The sequence below is a fragment of the Nonomuraea sp. ZG12 genome (assembly GCF_052068115.1).
In the GTDB taxonomy this organism is placed as follows: Bacteria; Actinomycetota; Actinomycetes; order Streptosporangiales; family Streptosporangiaceae; genus Nonomuraea.
Window position 1 is genome coordinate 24,955 of sequence record NZ_JBQHCW010000044.1, and the last position, 16,838, is coordinate 41,792.

General features: G+C 66.6%; 18 protein-coding genes. 12 read left to right on the plus strand and 6 right to left on the minus strand.

The features are described from left to right. Positions 1-60: 60 nt before the first annotated feature. Together ACTMTF_RS47435 and ACTMTF_RS47440 are read left to right on the plus strand one after the other, a co-directional pair. Entirely contained in the window at positions 61-2,346 is a 2,286-nt protein-coding gene (locus tag ACTMTF_RS47435) for a LamG-like jellyroll fold domain-containing protein (protein WP_441116671.1), read from the plus strand. A 389-nt stretch (positions 2,347-2,735) separates the two neighbouring features. Further along, on the plus strand, positions 2,736-3,137 hold the full coding sequence (locus tag ACTMTF_RS47440) for a hypothetical protein (RefSeq protein WP_441116672.1): 402 nt from the start codon (positions 2,736-2,738) through the stop codon (positions 3,135-3,137). A gap of 178 nt (positions 3,138-3,315) precedes the next feature. On the opposite strand, the gene ACTMTF_RS47445 is transcribed toward ACTMTF_RS47440, so the two are convergent. Both ACTMTF_RS47445 and ACTMTF_RS47450 read right to left on the minus strand, forming a co-directional pair. Beyond that, entirely contained in the window at positions 3,316-3,504 is a 189-nt protein-coding gene (locus tag ACTMTF_RS47445) for a hypothetical protein (protein WP_441116673.1), read from the minus strand. 19 nt (positions 3,505-3,523) lie between these two features. Next, positions 3,524-3,796, minus strand: a complete 273-nt coding sequence (locus tag ACTMTF_RS47450; RefSeq protein WP_441116674.1) for a hypothetical protein — start codon at positions 3,794-3,796, stop codon at positions 3,524-3,526. A gap of 191 nt (positions 3,797-3,987) precedes the next feature. Here ACTMTF_RS47450 and ACTMTF_RS47455 point away from each other — a divergent pair, with 191 nt between their 5' ends. Further along, a complete protein-coding gene (locus tag ACTMTF_RS47455; protein ID WP_441116687.1) occupies positions 3,988-4,119 on the plus strand; it encodes a hypothetical protein in 132 nt (43 codons plus the stop codon). Positions 4,120-4,273: 154 nt separating this feature from the next. Here ACTMTF_RS47455 and ACTMTF_RS47460 read toward each other — a convergent pair whose 3' ends face one another. Further along, on the minus strand, positions 4,274-5,296 hold the full coding sequence (locus tag ACTMTF_RS47460) for a winged helix-turn-helix domain-containing protein (protein ID WP_441116675.1): 1,023 nt from the start codon (positions 5,294-5,296) through the stop codon (positions 4,274-4,276). Positions 5,297-5,704: 408 nt separating this feature from the next. Then, complete coding sequence (locus ACTMTF_RS47465; protein WP_441116676.1) at positions 5,705-6,298, minus strand: hypothetical protein; 594 nt, start codon at positions 6,296-6,298, stop codon at positions 5,705-5,707. Positions 6,299-6,961: 663 nt separating this feature from the next. Here ACTMTF_RS47465 and ACTMTF_RS47470 point away from each other — a divergent pair. From ACTMTF_RS47470 to ACTMTF_RS47490, 5 genes are all read left to right on the plus strand, one after another. After that, a complete protein-coding gene (locus tag ACTMTF_RS47470; protein ID WP_441116677.1) occupies positions 6,962-7,558 on the plus strand; it encodes a recombinase family protein in 597 nt (198 codons plus the stop codon). A 477-nt stretch (positions 7,559-8,035) separates the two neighbouring features. Further along, a complete protein-coding gene (locus ACTMTF_RS47475) occupies positions 8,036-8,956 on the plus strand; it encodes an ABC transporter ATP-binding protein (RefSeq protein ID WP_441116678.1) in 921 nt (306 codons plus the stop codon). Positions 8,957-8,984: 28 nt separating this feature from the next. Further along, positions 8,985-9,770 carry an ABC transporter permease gene (locus ACTMTF_RS47480; protein ID WP_441116679.1) on the plus strand — a complete coding sequence of 262 codons (786 nt, stop codon included), beginning with the start codon at positions 8,985-8,987 and terminating at the stop codon, positions 9,768-9,770. Between the two features lie 35 nt (positions 9,771-9,805). After that, the gene (locus ACTMTF_RS47485) at positions 9,806-11,044 is read left to right on the plus strand and encodes a sensor histidine kinase (RefSeq protein WP_441116680.1); all 1,239 of its coding nucleotides are present in this window, start codon (positions 9,806-9,808) and stop codon (positions 11,042-11,044) included. Further along, a complete protein-coding gene (locus ACTMTF_RS47490; RefSeq protein ID WP_441116681.1) occupies positions 11,041-11,694 on the plus strand; it encodes a response regulator in 654 nt (217 codons plus the stop codon). The genes ACTMTF_RS47485 and ACTMTF_RS47490 overlap by 4 nt, the downstream gene beginning before the upstream one ends. A 232-nt stretch (positions 11,695-11,926) precedes the next feature. On the opposite strand, the gene ACTMTF_RS47495 is transcribed toward ACTMTF_RS47490, so the two are convergent. Together ACTMTF_RS47495 and ACTMTF_RS47500 are read right to left on the minus strand one after the other, a co-directional pair. Continuing rightward, positions 11,927-12,511, minus strand: coding sequence for a Tn3 family transposase (locus tag ACTMTF_RS47495; protein WP_441116688.1), 585 nt, complete (start codon positions 12,509-12,511; stop codon positions 11,927-11,929). A 395-nt stretch (positions 12,512-12,906) separates the two neighbouring features. After that, positions 12,907-13,134: a hypothetical protein gene (locus ACTMTF_RS47500; protein WP_441116682.1), complete on the minus strand. Its 228-nt coding sequence runs from the start codon at positions 13,132-13,134 to the stop codon at positions 12,907-12,909. A 21-nt stretch (positions 13,135-13,155) separates the two neighbouring features. Here ACTMTF_RS47500 and ACTMTF_RS47505 point away from each other — a divergent pair, with 21 nt between their 5' ends. From ACTMTF_RS47505 to ACTMTF_RS47520, 4 genes are read left to right on the plus strand one after another with little or no spacing between them, the layout of a single operon-like run. Next, complete coding sequence (locus tag ACTMTF_RS47505; RefSeq protein WP_441116683.1) at positions 13,156-13,491, plus strand: helix-turn-helix domain-containing protein; 336 nt, start codon at positions 13,156-13,158, stop codon at positions 13,489-13,491. Beyond that, a complete protein-coding gene (locus ACTMTF_RS47510) occupies positions 13,488-15,860 on the plus strand; it encodes a hypothetical protein (RefSeq protein ID WP_441116684.1) in 2,373 nt (790 codons plus the stop codon). Before ACTMTF_RS47505 ends, ACTMTF_RS47510 begins: the two co-directional genes overlap by 4 nt. Before the next feature lie 41 nt (positions 15,861-15,901). Continuing rightward, positions 15,902-16,333 carry a hypothetical protein gene (locus ACTMTF_RS47515; RefSeq protein ID WP_441116685.1) on the plus strand — a complete coding sequence of 144 codons (432 nt, stop codon included), beginning with the start codon at positions 15,902-15,904 and terminating at the stop codon, positions 16,331-16,333. Positions 16,334-16,353: 20 nt separating this feature from the next. Then, positions 16,354-16,764 (plus strand): hypothetical protein, encoded by a 411-nt coding sequence (locus ACTMTF_RS47520; RefSeq protein WP_441116686.1) that lies wholly within the window; start codon positions 16,354-16,356, stop codon positions 16,762-16,764. Positions 16,765-16,838: the final 74 nt, after the last annotated feature.

A 16,838-nucleotide genomic window follows, 5' to 3' on the forward strand; every position in this document is an offset into this window, starting at 1 on the left:
TGCGCACTGCCAGGCTGGCTGCAACTTGCGAGAATGCAGAATTCCCGCAAGTAACCCACCGTGGCAGACGATCAGGAAACTGTGGTGGCTGTGGGTTCTCATGGGACTCGTCACTTTGCGGTGCTGACCGACGGCTGGAAGATCCGCTGGCGCGCTCGTGCTGTCAACACCGGCGCTACTACGACCTCGGCGTGGTCGGACTGGCTGGCCGCTACGGTGGATGTGCCCGACCCCGGCGGTCAACCGACAGTAACCGCCCTCCAGATCGACCCGTCCCAGCAGGTCAACGGCCAAACCGTGACCACAAGCCTCACGCCGGCGCTGCTGGCACAGGTCACCGACCCAGCTGGCCAGCCGCTGCGCGTGGAGTACGAGGTCGAGCACGACCCCGCCGCGACCGAACAGGGCACCGGCCAAATCTGGACCGGCGCGCTGGACAACATCGCTTCCGGGGCCCCGGCCAGGATCACAGTGGCAGAAGGAAGGCTCCAAGACGGCTGGAAGGCGCGCTGGCGCACCCGCGCTCTCAACACCGCCGCCGGCACCAGCTCAGCGTGGTCGGACTGGCAAGAATTCCAGGTGAGCGTGATCGAGCCGACCGATGACGCCCTCGCTTACACCGCCGGAGCTCTGATCCCAACCGATGGGAACTTCACCGTCACCGCATGGTTGCGCTGGGACGACAAGGACGGCGCCTACACCGTCGTCGAGCAGAAGGGACTGCACCAGGCTCCCTTCCACCTCGGCAACACACCGGAGGACGGCCTGGTGTTCACCTTCACCAGCGCCGACTCTCCCGATGCCACGACCGAAGGCGTGCGCTCGCAGGTCGAGCCGCCCGTTAACGAGTGGTTCCACCTCGCGGGCGTCTACGACGCCGCTTCAAAGAAGGCAACGCTGTACCTCAACGGCGCTGCGATCAAGTCAGAGACAATCAGCTTCCCCGCCTGGCGCGCCACCGGCTTCACCACCCTCGGCACCCGGATGAGCGGCGCCTTGGATGATGTCCGGATCTACGACAAAGCTATCACCGCAGATGAAGCTGTCATCTCAGCTGGTGGAACTCCACAGCCCACCACTGCACCTAGCACCAAGAGTGAGCGCGCAACCACTGCAGCCTCAGGGCTCGTCGCCGCGCCCGCCTACAACCGCATCCAGCCCGCCGATTGCATTGCCCGGAACGACTCCTTCTACCGCCCGGCAACCACCCGGGTACCGCCAAAGAATGAGCGAGGATGGACGCCGGGTCCCCACGACTGGTGCGTCAGCCAGAAACCGAAATTCACCGTGGAGGTCAAGACAAAACTCGGCTGGCAGGTGACCGACCAGGCAGAGTTCGTCTTGATGACCATCGGTCGCACCGCCAACGATTCCCGTACGACTGAAATCGACGTCATCACCCTAGCCATGAATGACGCCGTCAAGGGCGTCCTGCTCAGGGATCAGGTGTTCACACTCGGCCTCATGGTGCAGGGGTCACCGGCTAATTCGTGCCGACAGGTGGTCGACGCCAACCATCCCCAGGTCTTCGCTGGGAACCGGCACTACTGGCAAAACAGCCGGAAGGTGACATTCAAGGTCGAATCCCCGGAGACCGGCTGGAGCGGGGGCGGGAACAATCTACTGTCCGAATGCACCATCCAGCTGTCTCTCACGGTTCCACATGTCCAGGGAATGATGTACAAGAACCGCTCAGCGAAGGCGCTCATTCGCTGTGACTCCTCTACGGAGAACAGGTACTTCCCCCGCGGATGCATCTTCGACCACAACATGCGCGCGCTGGAACTCCATGAAAACACCTTCCCGAATGCCTACGCCCACATCTCAAAGGCGTACCTAACCCCCAACATCACAACACCCTCAACCAGCACCACAGATCGAAAACTGTGGCCACGGCATCTGGCCTTCGGAACAGAGAAGAAATTCCCGGGCTTCAGCCCCGCCACGCCGCTGACCCGCCTGAAAGCCGGACCCCGGAAGGGCCGGAACTACTACCGCTCTTTCAAGATCTGCGCCTTCGACTACGGCATCAGGACCGGCAATCCCTACACGGGGGGCGCTGCTCCATGGGACACCGATAAGCAGGAGTGCGACGAGTTCCCCTTCCAGAGCACCTATCAAGGCTCCTGGGTGAGCTGGCAAAAAGACAAGCCCACAGACAAGGGAGCACCTTATATGCCGGGTGTCGCCATCTCAGTATCCCTGATCCCCAAGCAGGAGAATCGAGACTGGGGCGACGTACACCATATCGCAGGGCTCGGACGCTTCTACCAGAACGACCGAATCCTGCACGATGAAGACTTCATCCTCCACCTTTACAATGCGATGAACGAACGCATTAACTAGCGAGACATAGAGGCCCCGAGCGAGCTGTCCCGTTCGGGGCCTTGTCATTTCTTATTGCTAGTCGCGTGCCTCAGCCGGCCAAAACCGAAACACGAATTCCTCGAGCCCCTCCTCCGGAAAACCCGGATCGTTATCATCATCGTCGTCATCATCGTCGCCACCCCAATCCAGTGCCACCCGTCCGCGCCCTCCTCGGCCCGCCACGCCGGCGGCCACTTACGTCGCAAGCCCTCAGTGTCCGACGCCACCCGCATGCCGAGAGACAGGCGTTGACCCCCGGTCTTTCGGGTACCGCCGAAACACCTTTACCGAGTGATCACCTCTCACCGATCCTAGAAGCGGAAGGGATATCCGGCGGCACACTCTGTGCCCGGCAAGGGGAGAAGCCGATGAAGAGAAGGAACATACGGTCGCTGATCATCGCATTCCTGGTGATCATCGGTATGTCCGGCGTGATCGCGAGCCCGGCGTACGCGAATGGTGGTTGCACCGATCACCCGAACACCGAACCGTGTATCAGCAAGTCAGGTAATTGGCTTTACGCGGACTTCTACCAAATCAAAACGCCCGACGCCAGTATGTACACGTACAACCTGACGATCATCAAGAATGGCAGCGCGGTCACCAGCACGGGATGGCAACGCCTCAATCGAACTGGACGATTCGGTCCCATCAGCAACAACGTCGCCACGCTCCCCCCGACCAGGGGGTCCGCCTACGCCCGCGTGCAGGTGCGCACCTCGTCCGGGGTCTTGCATTACTCCGTTAACAGCCCCACGCAGACGTGGTGATCCAGGTGTGAGGTGGTCGACAGGCCGAGAACGGGGGGGAGGGGCGCCAGCCGAATCGGCTGACGCCCCTCCCCGCGAGGGTGTCCCCCGCTCAAGAACCGGTCCCACCGGCCAGGTCAGGCGGTTACGGCCAGGATGGTGCGAACGGGTAGGTCAGTGCTGCCGCATGGTCTCTCGGTTAGTCCTCCGGGGTGAAATGCGCGGGCTCGCCTGTGAGCGCCTTGCACAGCTCGTTGGCGACGACGAATGCCCCGACGGTCTTGCCCCAGTTGGTGTCTTCCCAGTTCTTGGGCAGCTTGTTCTGGAGCGCTTCGATGTCCTCGGTCTTGTACCAGTAGCCGGTCTGGGAATCGTAGTAGTCACCCATGTGGCCGTTCCTTCCTTGCTCAGCCCTTGGAGGCGCGGGCCATGGACCCCGAGCACGGCCTCGGAGATGGCGTTGTAGATGGACGCGAGCTTTTGTGCTGCTCGATGGGCGGCAGGGCGGCGATGGCACCGAACAGCGCCTTACCGGCTTCCTCCGCGCTCATACCGCTGTCGTGGGCGGGGTACTTGATGGCCAGCAGCGTATGGTCCTCCCCCTGCTCGAAGTGGTCGGGATCGGGCTGCACGTACAGATGCTTGGCCAGCGTGGCGAGGGCGTCATCGGGGAGGCCCACCACCTCGGTGGTCTTCGTGTTGAGCTTGTCGGTTACGCCCGGAATTTTCAGCGTCCGCCGGCGACATCTGCCCGCACACCGGCCGCGCCCGCCTCGGCTACGACCGCGCCCGCGTCCTGCTCGACAAGCACGCCGGCCTCGACCTGCACCAGCTGCGCCACAGCGCCGCCACCCACCTCGGCGACGCCGAGATCCCGCTGCAGCTCATCATGGGCAAAACCCGCCACAAGAACCCCCGCACCGCCATGCGCTACGTCAAACCCGGCGCCGAAGCCATCGCCAAGGTAACCGAGGTCCTGGCGCCCCGCCGCCGTACGCACTGATCAACCGAGTGGCGGCAGCCTTTAAGGTTTCCTTTCCTAGAGATCGAGACGTGGGCTTCGGGCGTGCCGTGCTCGATCACATGTGAGCCGCTTCTAGGATCGGTGAGAGGTGATCACTCGGTAAAGGTGTTTCGGCGGTACCCGAAAGACCGGGTCAACGCCCGTCCGCCGGCCTTTCGTGAACCCTCAGAGTCCCCTTCCACCGCGTGTGCGACGGCCCGGTGAGAAGCTCGGCGCCGAGCGCGGTCGTGTGGTGGAGCATCAGGTTGGCCTGCCGGACGCTGGCGATCAGCTGGGCCTCGCGTAGTACGCGGGCGTGCTCGCTCGCTGTGGCCAACGAGACCCCCGCTCTGCGGGCCAGCTCACCGGTGCTGCAGCCCGGAACCAGCGCGACGCAGCGAAGGATCTCCGCTCGCGTCCGGCCCAGCAGCGCCGCCAGCGGATCGCCCGCGGAAGTATTCGGAGCGCCCCGGCGAGGGACCGGATAGGCCAGCACAGGCGGCAACCGCAGGTCCACCAGCGCGACCGGGTTCGCCTGGCAGAAGTAGGACGGGATCAACGTCAGCCCTCGTCCCCGGAGAAAGATCTCCCGATTCAGTCCAGCCGGATAGTCGACCTCGAGAATGGGAGGGCGCCAGCGCATCGCGGGCTCCAGGTTGGCGAGCACCTGCTCGGCACCACCTGTGGCCAGGTGACGCAGCATGACGGCGCGCTCTTGAGCCAGTGCGCCGTCGACCTCGGGCCAGTGCGGGGTGAGTACGGCCCGGCAGTACTCGGCCCCGACACGCCCGAGGCGTCCTATAGTCTGCGGATTGCCGCGTGCGAGATCCTCCAGGCCGGAGGACGGTAGGTCGGCGCTGCGGCGCAGGAGTTCCATTTCATCTCGGACGCGCGTTCGAGGGGTGTCCAGGAAGGCCTGGATGCCGTGCTCGTCCCCCACCTGTGCTTCGATCGGTGTGAGGAAATCGGGAAAATACGGCCCTAGCGGAGCGAGCGGGAGCAGTAAGGCGTGTACGGACGGGAGCAGGCCACGTTCGGTCAGCCGGATGTGAGCCTGCCGCCGCCACGCGGTCATCGCTCTGCCGCCGTCACGGGTTTGCAAGCGGTGGAGACTGCCCACCATCTCCCACATGAGATCGGTCCGGGTGGCCATCCGGGTGAGCGCGAGATCTTCCACGGTGAAGACGATCCTCAGTGTGCCTTTATGGTGATTCCCCATGCGTTTCCTTTGGTCGGATTCTCATCGGCCCCGTGGGCTCATACGTTGCATCGGTTGCATCGGTTCCAGATAAGAAACAACCTCCGAGTTTCCGAGCCCCTCTCCAGGTCATCCAGCCCCAGGACCAGGGCGTTTCCCTGTAGAGCACGTCGATCTGGTGGTTGAGGGGATTTCGGGCTCGATGAAGCTTCTCCCTCTTCGTTGAGGTTCTTGTCGTCGTGGTGAAGGCGAGGAGGTGTGTGCCGTGCCCGGCCGAGGGGTCGCCCTGGCAGAGAACGCCTGCTCACGCGGGAGTCGGCGGGCCGATACCGGCCGTGGAGGCCGCGATCCCCTGGTCCAGGTGGGGCCGGCTCACCCTGGGTTCGCCTATGCCGTACGCCTTGCCGACGGCACGGCGCCCGCGCGAGTGGGCTCCCTGCTCAGCGGGGCGAGCCCTGCCAAGTTGAGCAGGGCGCTGAGCACGAGGAGGTCCCTGCTGACGACCACGACGACGACGCCGAGCGCGACGAGCGCCGGGCTCCACCAGCGGATCCGGCCGGCGGAGGCCTCCATGGCGACCAGGATCACCAGGCCGACATAGAAGAACGTGGGCACGACGATGTAGATCACGGGAATTGCTCCCGGGGCGGCCTGGACCTGGTCGAAGAGCCTCCCCATCTCCGCCCGGTCCGCCGCGAGGAACCCGACGACCAGGTCGATGGTGAACTGGGCGGCGCCGGCCGCGATACCGAGCAGGCTGAACGCCGCCACCGCGCCCGCCATCCGTCGGCTTTTCGCCCGGCGGGCCAATTCGAGGACGAGCGGTGCGAACAGGGTCAGGGAAGCAAGGAAGGCGAGGTGGCCCGCGGTCCACGCGAGGCCGGGCCCGTATGTGCCGTCGAGCCCGTCAAGGATGTGGACGACGCCGTAGACCAGGACGAGGAGCGGAGCGAGGATGAAGGGCTTCCGAGTGAGGGTCATACCACCCAGAATCCGCGCTCGACCGCGGGATGTGATCGCCGGCGGGGGCGATCCTCTCCCTCGCCCCTGTGACGGAGAAGCGTGCGCGGAAGTCCCTCGCACCGGCGATGTGCTCGGGCGGATCGCTGTGGTTACTTGTTCTCATGGCGCTTCTGGACAGACTCCGTGCGCTGCCGCCCGCTCTGGTCGATCTCGCGTTGACCGCCGGTGTCCTGGCCGCACAGCTGGCACCGTTCACGGCTCAGGACGGTGATGGCGACGTGGCCGGCTGGCGGGGGCTTCAGCCGTCACCGTCGCTGCCCCCGCCTCCGCCTGGACCTTGCTGCCGGACGACGCCAGCGGTTCTTCCCCGCCGCCTACCAGCCGGCCCCGGACGCCCCTCTGCGGATGGGCAGTGCTGCGCGCTTTCAGAGGCCGGCTCATCGGCGACGCCAGCGTTAGCGGCCCGCCCGGGAGGCAAAACCACCTGGGGCCCACCTGCCCACGCCGCACGACGACGCCTCATCGCAACGGCCCATCGCTGATTGGTCGCCTCTCCACCCTCAAATGTTGCGCACTAAACCCGACCATGCTTGGCATGCTGCGGTCTACTTGCCATACGTGAAAGAAGAGATCATCGTCCTCTGAGCTGCTAAAAGGGTCCTGCAACCCTAGATAACGATCATGCTCTTGGGCTACGCGCGGGTCAGTACCGCCGACCAGAACCCCGACCACCAGATCGACGCGCTGTTGCGCGCGGGCGTCGAGCGCAATGACATCCATCTGGACAAGGCCAGTGGCGCCAAGGCCTCCCGGCCCAGCCTCGACCTGGTTCTCAAGCTGCTGCGCGAGGGCGACACGCTGAAGGTCACCCGGCTGGACCGGCTGTCGCGCTCAGTTCTGCACTTGGTCACCCTCGGGGCGGGCTTGCGCGAACGCGGGGTGGGCCTGCATGTGATCGAGCAGGGCATCGACACCGACACGATGGAGGGTCGCGCGATGTTCGGCATGCTGTCGGTCCTGGCCGAGCTGCAGCGTGAGCTGATCGTGGCCAACACGATGGACGGCCTGGCCTCCGCCCGTGCCCGCGGCCGGGTCGGCGGACGCCGGCCGAAGCTCACCGCCGACCAGGCCGCCCTCGCCCAGCAGCTGTACGACACGCGGGACAAGACCGTCCAGCAGATCGCGGACTTGTTCGGGGTGCCGCGCTCGACGGTGTATGGGCACCTGAAGGGCGACACCGTGCCCCGCCAGCCAAAGAAGACCCTGTACAGGGCGTAGTCAGGGCGCGGGGTGTGTTTGTTCTGTTGTGGGCCAGCGTCTAGCCGCATGCCCCGCGTGGCCAGACACCGGTAATCGCTGACCTTTGTGGGGCTGTTGCGCCGTACCTCGAACCCGAGGGCCGAGTCCCTCACATCGATCGCTCTGCTGGCCGCCTTCCTAGGGCAATCAGTGAACGTCGCGTAGTGATCAGGCTGCGTGTCTCACGCCTGTAGGCCGGTATTCCCATGCGCGTCTCACACGGCGCCCTCACCAGTCACCGTGCCCGGCTGTCTACTGATCGTTACGGCCCCCGCTGCCTCGTGCCCATCGGCCTTACTCGTCATCAGGCCAGTCTCGCCACCTCATGGTGTCCGTCGTCTGGCGGACAGCGATCCACCGATCGGTGGATCGCCAGGTCCCGACCACTGGTCGATGCCGGAAAAGCGCTGGTCATAGCAGGCTGAGGAGCCACAGCACATCGCCGGAAGGACAGGCATGCCACCAGTGATCGAGGTACGCAACCTCCACAAGCGCTATGAGGACAAGGTCGCGGTCGATGATGTCTCGCTCACCGTTCAGGAGGGTGAGATCTTTGGCATCCTCGGCCCGAACGGCGCCGGCAAGACGACGACCGTGGAGTGCATCGAGGGCCTCCGCATGCCGGATCGCGGTGAGATCAGGGTGCTCGGGCTCGACCCCCTCCGAGACCATGCCGAGCTGACCCGGCGGCTCGGCGTCCAGTTGCAGGCCGGCCACCTCCCCGAGCGGCTACAGGTCGCCGAGGCCCTGGAGCTCTACAGCTCCTTCTACCCCGAGCCCGCCGACTGGCGCGCGCTGCTGGACGGCCTCGGCCTGGCGGACAAGGCGAGGACCAGGTACGCCAAGCTGTCCGGCGGCCAGAAACAACGGCTGTCGATCGCGCTGGCGCTCATCGGCAACCCCCGGGTGGCGATCCTCGACGAGCTCACCACCGGTCTCGACCCGCAGGCCCGGCGCGACACCTGGGACCTGATCGAGGGCGTGCGCTCTCGCGGGGTGACGATCGTGCTGGTCACCCACTTCATGGAGGAGGCCGAGCGGCTGTGCGACCGGCTCGCGCTGATCGACGCCGGCCGCGTCCTCATGGTGGACACCCCGACCGGTCTGACCGAGCGGGCGCGCATCGAGCAGCGGATCCAGTTCCGCCCGTCCAGGCCGATGGACGACCGCCTGCTGACGAGCCTGCCCGACGTCTCCAGCGTCACCCGCCAGGGCGATCTGGTCATCGTCAACGGCAACGACAACGCGCTCAACGCCGTCACCACCATGCTGGCCCGCAACCAGATCGTGGCCGAACGGCTGCGCGTCGAGCAGGCAAGCCTGGAGGACGCGTTCGTCCAGCTGACCGGCAAGCGCCTCGAACCCGGCCCCCGGTAACACATCACAGAGAAAGGAGCTCATACCCATGTCAGCCCTGCGCACCACCGCACCCCCCGTCACCGCCCAGCGAGGTTCCGCGACGTGGCGGCTCATCAAGACCGAGAGCACGTTGTGCGTCCGGGACAAGGTCGCCCCCCTCTGGGGTATCGGCTTCCCGCTGGTCCTGTTGATCGTCCTCGGCAGCATCTCCGATCTGCGGGAGCCCGTGGAGGGCGGCGGCGGCCTGACGTACTTCGACCTGTACGTCCCTGTTCTGATCCTGTTCAATCTGGCCATCCTGGCCACGGCCTCCCTGCCGACCACGCTCGCGGGATACCGGGAGAACGGCGTGCTGCGGCGCATGCGGACCACCCCGGTCGGCCCGGCTCGCGTACTCGCCGCCCAGCTCGTGGCCAACTTCGCCATCGCGGTCATCGCGGTGATCCTGTTCCTCGCGGTGGCCGGGCTCGGCTTCGGCGTCGAGCTGCCGAAGCACCCTCTCGGTTTCGCCCTCGCCTGGCTGCTCGCGGCAGCCGCGCTGCTCGCGATCGGCCTGCTGATCACCGCCCTCGCACCCGGGCGTGGCCCGGCCACGGCGATCGGCACGGTGCTGTTCTTCCCGCTGATGTTCTTCGCCGGACTCTGGATACCGATCTCGCAGATGCCGCCGCTGCTGGCAAACATCGCCCACTACACCCCGCTCGGCGCGGGCATGGGGGCCTTCCAGGACGCGTACCTGGGCGACTTCCCGTCCGCCGCGCCGCTGCTGACCCTGGCGGCCTACGCGACGGTGTGCGCGTTCATCGCGGTCCGCTGGTTCCGCTGGGAATAGGCGCCGGGAATAGAATCTCGCGGGGAGAGGGAGTTTTGAGCAGGAAGATTTCGCAACAGCCGCCGTTCCTTCTGGTCAACGTGGTGCCGTACGCGCTGCTGGCGCTCCTCGTCGCGATCTTGATGATCGTGGAGGACTGGTCGGGCGGCGCCTTGCTCATCGACCTCGGCCTGTGCGGGCTGGCGGCCGCGTGGATGCTCGGCATATTCACCCTGCGTCCCGGCTGGTGGGACCAGCCACGGATCATGGGTGTGTTCGTCGCGGGACTGCTCGTGATCACCGCGGTCCTAGTTGCCCGTCACCCCGCTTTCGGGCTCTTCACCCCTGCCGCCTACATCTACTCCTTCACGGTCCTGCGCTGGCCGTGGCGGCTGCTGGGCGTGACCGCCGCGGCGGTCCTGGCCGGTACGGCGCAGGCATCCGGCATCCCCAAAACGGACGCGCTCGGCCTGACAATGTACGGGATCATCGTCGCCTTCAACATCGCCATGATGTGCAGCTGCGCCTGGGTCCTGCGGCTCGCCGAGCAGGAGGAGGAGCGGCGCGAGCAGACCCTCGAAGAGCTGAGCCGGACGAACCGGCTGCTGGAGGCGTCGCTCGCCGAGAACGCCGGCCTGCATGCCCAGCTGCTCGCCCAGGCCAGGGAGGCGGGCGTGCTCGACGAGCGCCAGCGGATGGCCCGCGAGATTCATGACACTCTGGCGCAGGGGCTCACCGGGATCATCGCGCAGTTGCAGGCAGCCGAGCAGATGCACGAGGTCCCGGCGCCGTGGCGCCGGCCCTTCAACGCCGTCAAGAACCTGGCCAGGGAAAGCCTGGCCGAGGCACGGCGCTCGGTCGACGCACTGCGGCCCGAACCGCTGCAGAGCGCGCGCCTGAGCGACGCACTCGCCGACGTCACCGACCGGTGGTCGAAGCTGCACGGGGTCACCGTCCAGGTCACGACGACCGGCACGGCGCGCCCGCTGACACCGGAGGCCGAGTTCGCGCTGCTGCGCACGGCACAAGAGGCGCTGGCTAACGTGGCCAAACACGCGCACGCGAGCAGAGCCGGGGTGACGCTGTCCTACCTGGAGAACGAGGTGGCACTAGACGTGCGCGACGACGGCAAGGGCTTCGACCTGGCGTGCCTTGAGGCCGGCGGGTTCGGCCTGACGATCATGCGGCAGCGCGTGGAAGAGCTGTCCGGCAGCCTGCGTGTCGAGTCCGAGCCCGGCGCCGGCACCGGCATCTCGGCCTGCGTCCCTTGTCCGCTGACCGGGAGCGGCGCATGACCGGCACCCCGATCCGGCTGCTGATCGCCGACGACCACCCTGTTGTCAGGGATGGGCTGAGCAGCATGTTCGCTTCCGCGCCCGGATTCGAGGTGCTGGGCGCGGCCTCTGACGGCGCTGACGCGGTGCGGCTGGCCCAGGAACTGCGGCCCGACGTAATTCTGATGGATCTGCGCATGCCGGGCATGGACGGGCTGGCCGCGATCACCGAGTTGACCCGGCTCGGCGTCACCGCGCGCGTGCTGGTGCTGACGACCTACGACTCCGACACCGACGTCCTGCCGGCGATCGAGGCGGGCGCGACCGGCTACCTGCTCAAGGACTCCCCCCGGGAGGACCTGCTGCGTGGTGCGCGGGCCGCGGCCAGGGGCGAGAGCGTGCTGTCTCCCTCGGTGGCGGCCCGGCTGATGAACCGGATGCGGGCCCCCGCGCCGCAGCTGCTCAGCCCCCGCGAGCTGGAGGTCCTCGAACTCGTGGCGGCCGGGAACACCAACCGCGAGGCGGCCACCCGGCTGTTCATCACCGAGGCCACGATCAAGAGTCACCTGCTGAACATCTACACCAAGCTCGGGGTGAACGACCGCGCCGCCGCCGTCACCGAGGCGTTCAACCGCGGGCTGCTCGTTCCGCGGACGCCCGGACAGCCGTGACCCGCGGACTCCTCAAGGTTTTCCGCTCAGGTGTTGAATCGGAAGATGGCGTGTGGGCGGTGCTGATCCCGTCGTCCTCATGTTCGCGCAGATGTTCGCCCCTACCCTGCCTGAGCGTGCCTTTCTACGGCTGCGAGACGGGCGGCGGGGGACGCCGTCCCACGCCCTCCCCCAAGATCGCCGTTGTGGCTCATGAGGCTCGCCTCGGTCTAACCCCAAGATCGCTCGTCGCTCAGAGCGGGTCATCTGACCGTTGGCCCTCGGCGCTCGGCCCCGGCCCGAGGTCGAGTTGTTTGCTCATGTCGAGCTCGAACCTGCCGTACAGGTTCAGATGGGACCAGAACAGAGCCGACAGGGCGCGCCGGTCGGCGTCGGTGAGCTTCTTTCGCCACTTCGGCTCGGCCAGGACGATCTGTACCATCCTGGTGTTCAGGTAGACGATCGCCGCCTGGACCAGGTGAAGGGCCAGCGCGGAGACCTCGACATGCTCACGGTCGTCGCCGGTCAGATCACCGGCCTTGCCGTAGAAGATGTCCTTATTGGCCGAATTCCAGTTCTCCACCACGTTGAGGCCCTCGTGGATTTCGCGGCGCAGTTCCTCTTCGGCCAGGTAGTCGCAGATGAAGACGGTGCGGATCACCCGGCCGAGTTCCTCGATGGCCCGGTAGGTGGGGTACTTGGGGCCGCCGCGGGTGAAGCGGCGCAGCATCTGATGCGCCTCGGCGGTGCCCAGCCGCAGCGCCGTCGCGTACTTGATCATCTGGTCGTACTGGTTGGCGATCAGCTCCCAGTCGAAACGGGCGGAATTGCGTTGGATGCAACACTCCTGTCATCCCGATGATGGCGTTAGCGCAGGTCATCCGGGCCGCATTCGCTGATGTCGTCGCATGATCGACTGATCTGCCTGGGCCTCTTGCGCGAGAGTGGCCCTGTCCCAACAATGTTGCATCTGATGTAACGGAGGTGGGAGTGGGTCGAGCGGTTGATCTGCCGGGTGCGGCGCACCTGGTGCTGGTGGATAACGTCCTGCATCTGGACCCTGCACCGGCGGTGTTCGAGGCGATGTTGGAGGGGTGGGCGCGGCAGCAGCGGACTCGGTTCCTGAAGTGGGACTCGACGATCAAGCCGCGATTGTCGCTGGTGCGCCGGTTCGCGAATCACCAACCAGTATCCGTGGGAATGGGAGCCTGCCGAGGTTGAGGCGTTCTTCGATCACATTCGCGCGAACAACCCGAACTTCACGGTGTCGACGGGGCGGCAGTACCAGAACGGGCTGCGTAGAACGCCTTCAGCAGTGGCCGAGTCCCGCATCGCCGTCAGCGCGCCCTTGCGGCCCCGCTCCCGCTTGTCCTCCACCCGCCCGTCGGCGGCGTCGAACAGGGCCTGGACCTCCTCATAGGTGAGCGGGCGACGTGCAGGCTGGCCCTCGAACTCGGTCACATGGGTGATCGAGTTCCACTCGTGCAGGATCTGCGCCGGTGCCCGCCCGAACCGCTCCACACAGATCGACAACCATCCATAGCGGGCATCGCAGATGAAGTCCATGAGCTGGTCCCGCTGCTGGCCGAACGCGGCATCCAGCTCTCGCGGGAACAGGTGTTCCGCCTGGTCACCCAGCCGCCACAGCGGCTGTCGATGGACACCCTCGCCGCGCTCTGCGACATCCTCGATTGCACCCCCAACGACCTGATCGAGGTCGAGGCTGTCAACGCCAAAATCCGTAAGACCGCCGGTGAGAGCAGCAGTCCGGCTCCGGCGGTGCGCCGCACCTCCATCCGCCGGCCCGAGGGCCTGTGACGGCGCGGCCGGCGGCCGCCCGGCAGGCCGCGCGCCTGGAAGCCGCGATGCACGCCGCCGTCACTCAGGTGATCACCGCGCTGCCGATGCTCGGCGCTGAAGAGGCCATAGCCGCGATGGAGGCCGCGGTGCCGATCACGGTGAAGGGCCCGGCCCGGTTCCTGGAGGAACTGGCCGCGCACATGGCCGCCCATCCCGGCGCGCTCACCTCGGGTGATTCGCGCTGCCCACCGGTGCTGCTGCGGTTGATCCACCTTCTGCACGAGGCCGGACACCCGGTCGTCCGTCCCGCCTGCGCCCGCTGCGGGACGATCCGCACCGACCTTCGGCAACTGCGCGAAGAAGGGCGGATCTGCGGCACCTGCGACGCCCGCTCGCGCAAGAACGGGACGTGCGGACGCTGCGGTGCCACCGGGGTGCAGATCGTGGCCAAGCGGCCCGAGGGCGGGATCTGCCATCGCTGCTACCGTCGCGATCCCCAGGTCGTCGAGGAGTGCCGCGAGTGCGGCCGCGTCCGCCATCCGGCCGTGCGTCTGCCCGATGGCGGCGCTTTGTGCGTCGGCTGCTGGAAACAGCCCCAGCACACCTGCGTGTCCTGCGGGAGGACCGCGGCGGCCGCCCTGCTCGCCGAGGAGGGAGCCTACTGTCACCTGTGCTACGACCAGCACCGACGGCCCCTACGCCTATGCGGAAGATGCGGCAAGATGGGGAAGATCCGCCGCAATGCCCACGATGACCAGCCCGACCTCTGCGGAAACTGCTACCGAGGGCCCGAGCGGACCTGCTCACGCTGCGGACGGGTACGCCCCTGCGTGCGGATCACCTCCGACGAGCCGATCTGTCACACCTGCTACGCCCGCGACGAGCGGCCCCGCACGACGTGTGCTCGCTGCCAACGGGACATGCCGGTCCAGACCTACTGGCCGATCGGCCCCGTCTGCCAGGGCTGTTACACCGCCATCGTCCGATCTCCAGCAGCGTGCGCGCACTGTCACCAACCCCATCCGCTGATCGGACGAGACGCGAACGGCGCCGGGATCTGCGGGCCCTGCGCTGGACACGACATCGACTTCACCTGTCGCCAGTGCAGACGATCCGGATACCCCTACGGCCACGGCCGCTGCGCCTACTGCGTCCTGGCCGACAAGGTCACCGCGCTGCTCACCGGCCCCGATGGCGCCGTCGCACCCGAACTCCAGCCCCTCGCCGAGGCCTTCGCCCGAGTCCACCTGCCGTTCACCGCCATCCGCTGGATCCGGCAGAGCCCCAGCGCCAAGATTCTCACCCACCTGGTCGCCGAAAACCGACCGATCACCCACGACCTGCTGGATGAGCTACCGCCCACCCGCAACCTCCATTACATCCGGCAGGCCCTGGTGCAGACCGGAGTCCTGCCCCAGCGCGATGAGGACCTCGAACGCCTCCTCGCCTGGCTTGAGCACCACCTGGCAGATAAGCCGATCGAACACGCCAATCTCGTCCGCCCGTTCCTGCATTGGTCGCTGCTTCGTCGAGCCCGCAGCCGCGTCCAAAGGCGCGCCTTCCCGGCCTCGATCGGCCGCCAGCTGCGCCGCCGGATCATGATCGCCCTCGACCTGCTGGCCTGGATCGATCAACAGGGAACCACGTTGGCCGAGCTTGGCCAAGACGACGTCGACCGCTGGCTCGACGAGGAACAGACCCAGCGGCGCAACAGCGCCAGATACTTCCTCACCTGGACCGCCGATCGCGGCCTCAGCCGCCGCCTTACCGTCCCGGCCATCCCGCGCCAAGAACCCGCCGACCTCCTCGACGACGACCAGCGGTGGCGGCTCCTTCAACGCTGCCTCACCGACGACACCCTGCCCATCGGTGTCCGCGCCGCCGGAGCCCTTGTTTTGCTGTTCGGCCTTCAACTCCAGCGGATCCGGCATCTCAGCGCCGACCAGATCACCGAGAAGGGCGGACACACCTATCTGACCGCTGGTCGCCACCCGGTCCTGCTCCCGCCCCGGCTCGGTGCCCTTATCCGCGAACTGGCCGCCCAGCCGCCGCCCCGCCTCATGATCGCCCACAGACCAGACATCCGCTGGCTGTTCCCAGGCCGCATCCCCGGCCGGCCCCTCGACCTCACCAGCCTCACCACTCAGCTCAACCGCCACGGCATCAGCGCCCGGCCCGCCCGCAACGGAGCACTCGCTGCCCTCGCCTCCGACCTGCCCGCCGAGATCCTCGCTGACCTCCTCGGCCTTCACCTCAACACCGCCGTCCGCTGGGTCACCTACGCCCGCAGAGACTGGACCGACTACCTTGCCAGCAGAGCCACCGAGCAGGAACAAGTCATGCCAAGCCAGGCCCACGCGCAGACACCACGATCGGCAGACCAGTGAAGTACGTAAACTTCTCCGCCACTGTCGGCGAGATCGATGGTGTGATCAGCCCGCAGGCGTATCTCGACCGGCTACCCGAGCTCGGCGCGGCGCTGCCCGAGGGGGCCGCAGCCTACGCCTCCGAGCCCGGCCACTACGACTTCAGCAGCGCACGGTGCGTCCATGATCTGAAGCTGGACAAGATCCTGTTTGGTGACGACGGCGATGGCGGCTGGATGCAGCTCGGATTCCGGCACAACTGCTGGAAGCACGAGGAGGACCTGAGCATCCGCTACACCGGCGTGACCAGCTTCACGCTGGAGACCGCATCAGACATGCCTCTGGTGACTCGCCTCGGTGAGGTCATCCTGGACGAGGTGCTGCCGCACCCGGACGGATGCGCCCACGAGATCGCCTGCCACACCGGGTCCATCATCATCGTCTGTCGGGACCTCACCGCAACCTGGGTCCAGGCCGACTGCCCGGACAACTGATCGTGAGAGGAGATAGCGCGGTGGACCCCGGCTACATCCTTGCTGGCTATCGGGTCGCTACACGCGCCGATCGCCAGGATTGGCAGGACGCGGGCCTCCCGGGTCGTGGCCTGGTGTCGCTGAGCGAGTGCGTGGTGGACCTGGTGCCAGTGGATCCCAATGGCTGGGACAGTTGGTTCGCCAGCCCCCACGAGGCTGAGATCGCGTGCGAGCAAGCCAGCAAACCGGGCATGCACGTGCTCGGGGTCGCTTTCGCCGCTGCCGACGTTCCCGGTCTGCTGGCCGATATCGCCGATGGCGGCTGGGATGCATCGGCCGGGAGCCTGCCGGAACGACTGGTCCGACGCGAGACGTTCCCCTACTCAGGCACTCGGCAGATGGGAATCGAACTGGTCGGCTTCGACAGCGGATCCTGGCACACCTGGACCTGAACCGCGCCGGGTCTGATGGAGACTTGATTCCTTGAGAGGATCGAGTCATGGCACGTCCGTCCCCCTACCCTCCC

Bases quoted from the DNA above. Each gene is read 5' to 3' on its own strand.
- ACTMTF_RS47440 (WP_441116672.1), top strand. From the start codon at position 2,736: ATGAAGAGAAGGAACATACGGTCGCTGATCATCGCATTCCTGGTGATC.
- ACTMTF_RS47445 (WP_441116673.1), bottom strand. From the start codon at position 3,504: ATGGGTGACTACTACGATTCCCAGACCGGCTACTGGTACAAGACCGAG.
- ACTMTF_RS47465 (WP_441116676.1), bottom strand. From the start codon at position 6,298: ATGACCCTCACTCGGAAGCCCTTCATCCTCGCTCCGCTCCTCGTCCTG.
- ACTMTF_RS47470 (WP_441116677.1), top strand. From the start codon at position 6,962: ATGCTCTTGGGCTACGCGCGGGTCAGTACCGCCGACCAGAACCCCGAC.
- ACTMTF_RS47475 (WP_441116678.1), top strand. From the start codon at position 8,036: ATGCCACCAGTGATCGAGGTACGCAACCTCCACAAGCGCTATGAGGAC.
- ACTMTF_RS47480 (WP_441116679.1), top strand. From the start codon at position 8,985: ATGTCAGCCCTGCGCACCACCGCACCCCCCGTCACCGCCCAGCGAGGT.
- ACTMTF_RS47490 (WP_441116681.1), top strand. From the start codon at position 11,041: ATGACCGGCACCCCGATCCGGCTGCTGATCGCCGACGACCACCCTGTT.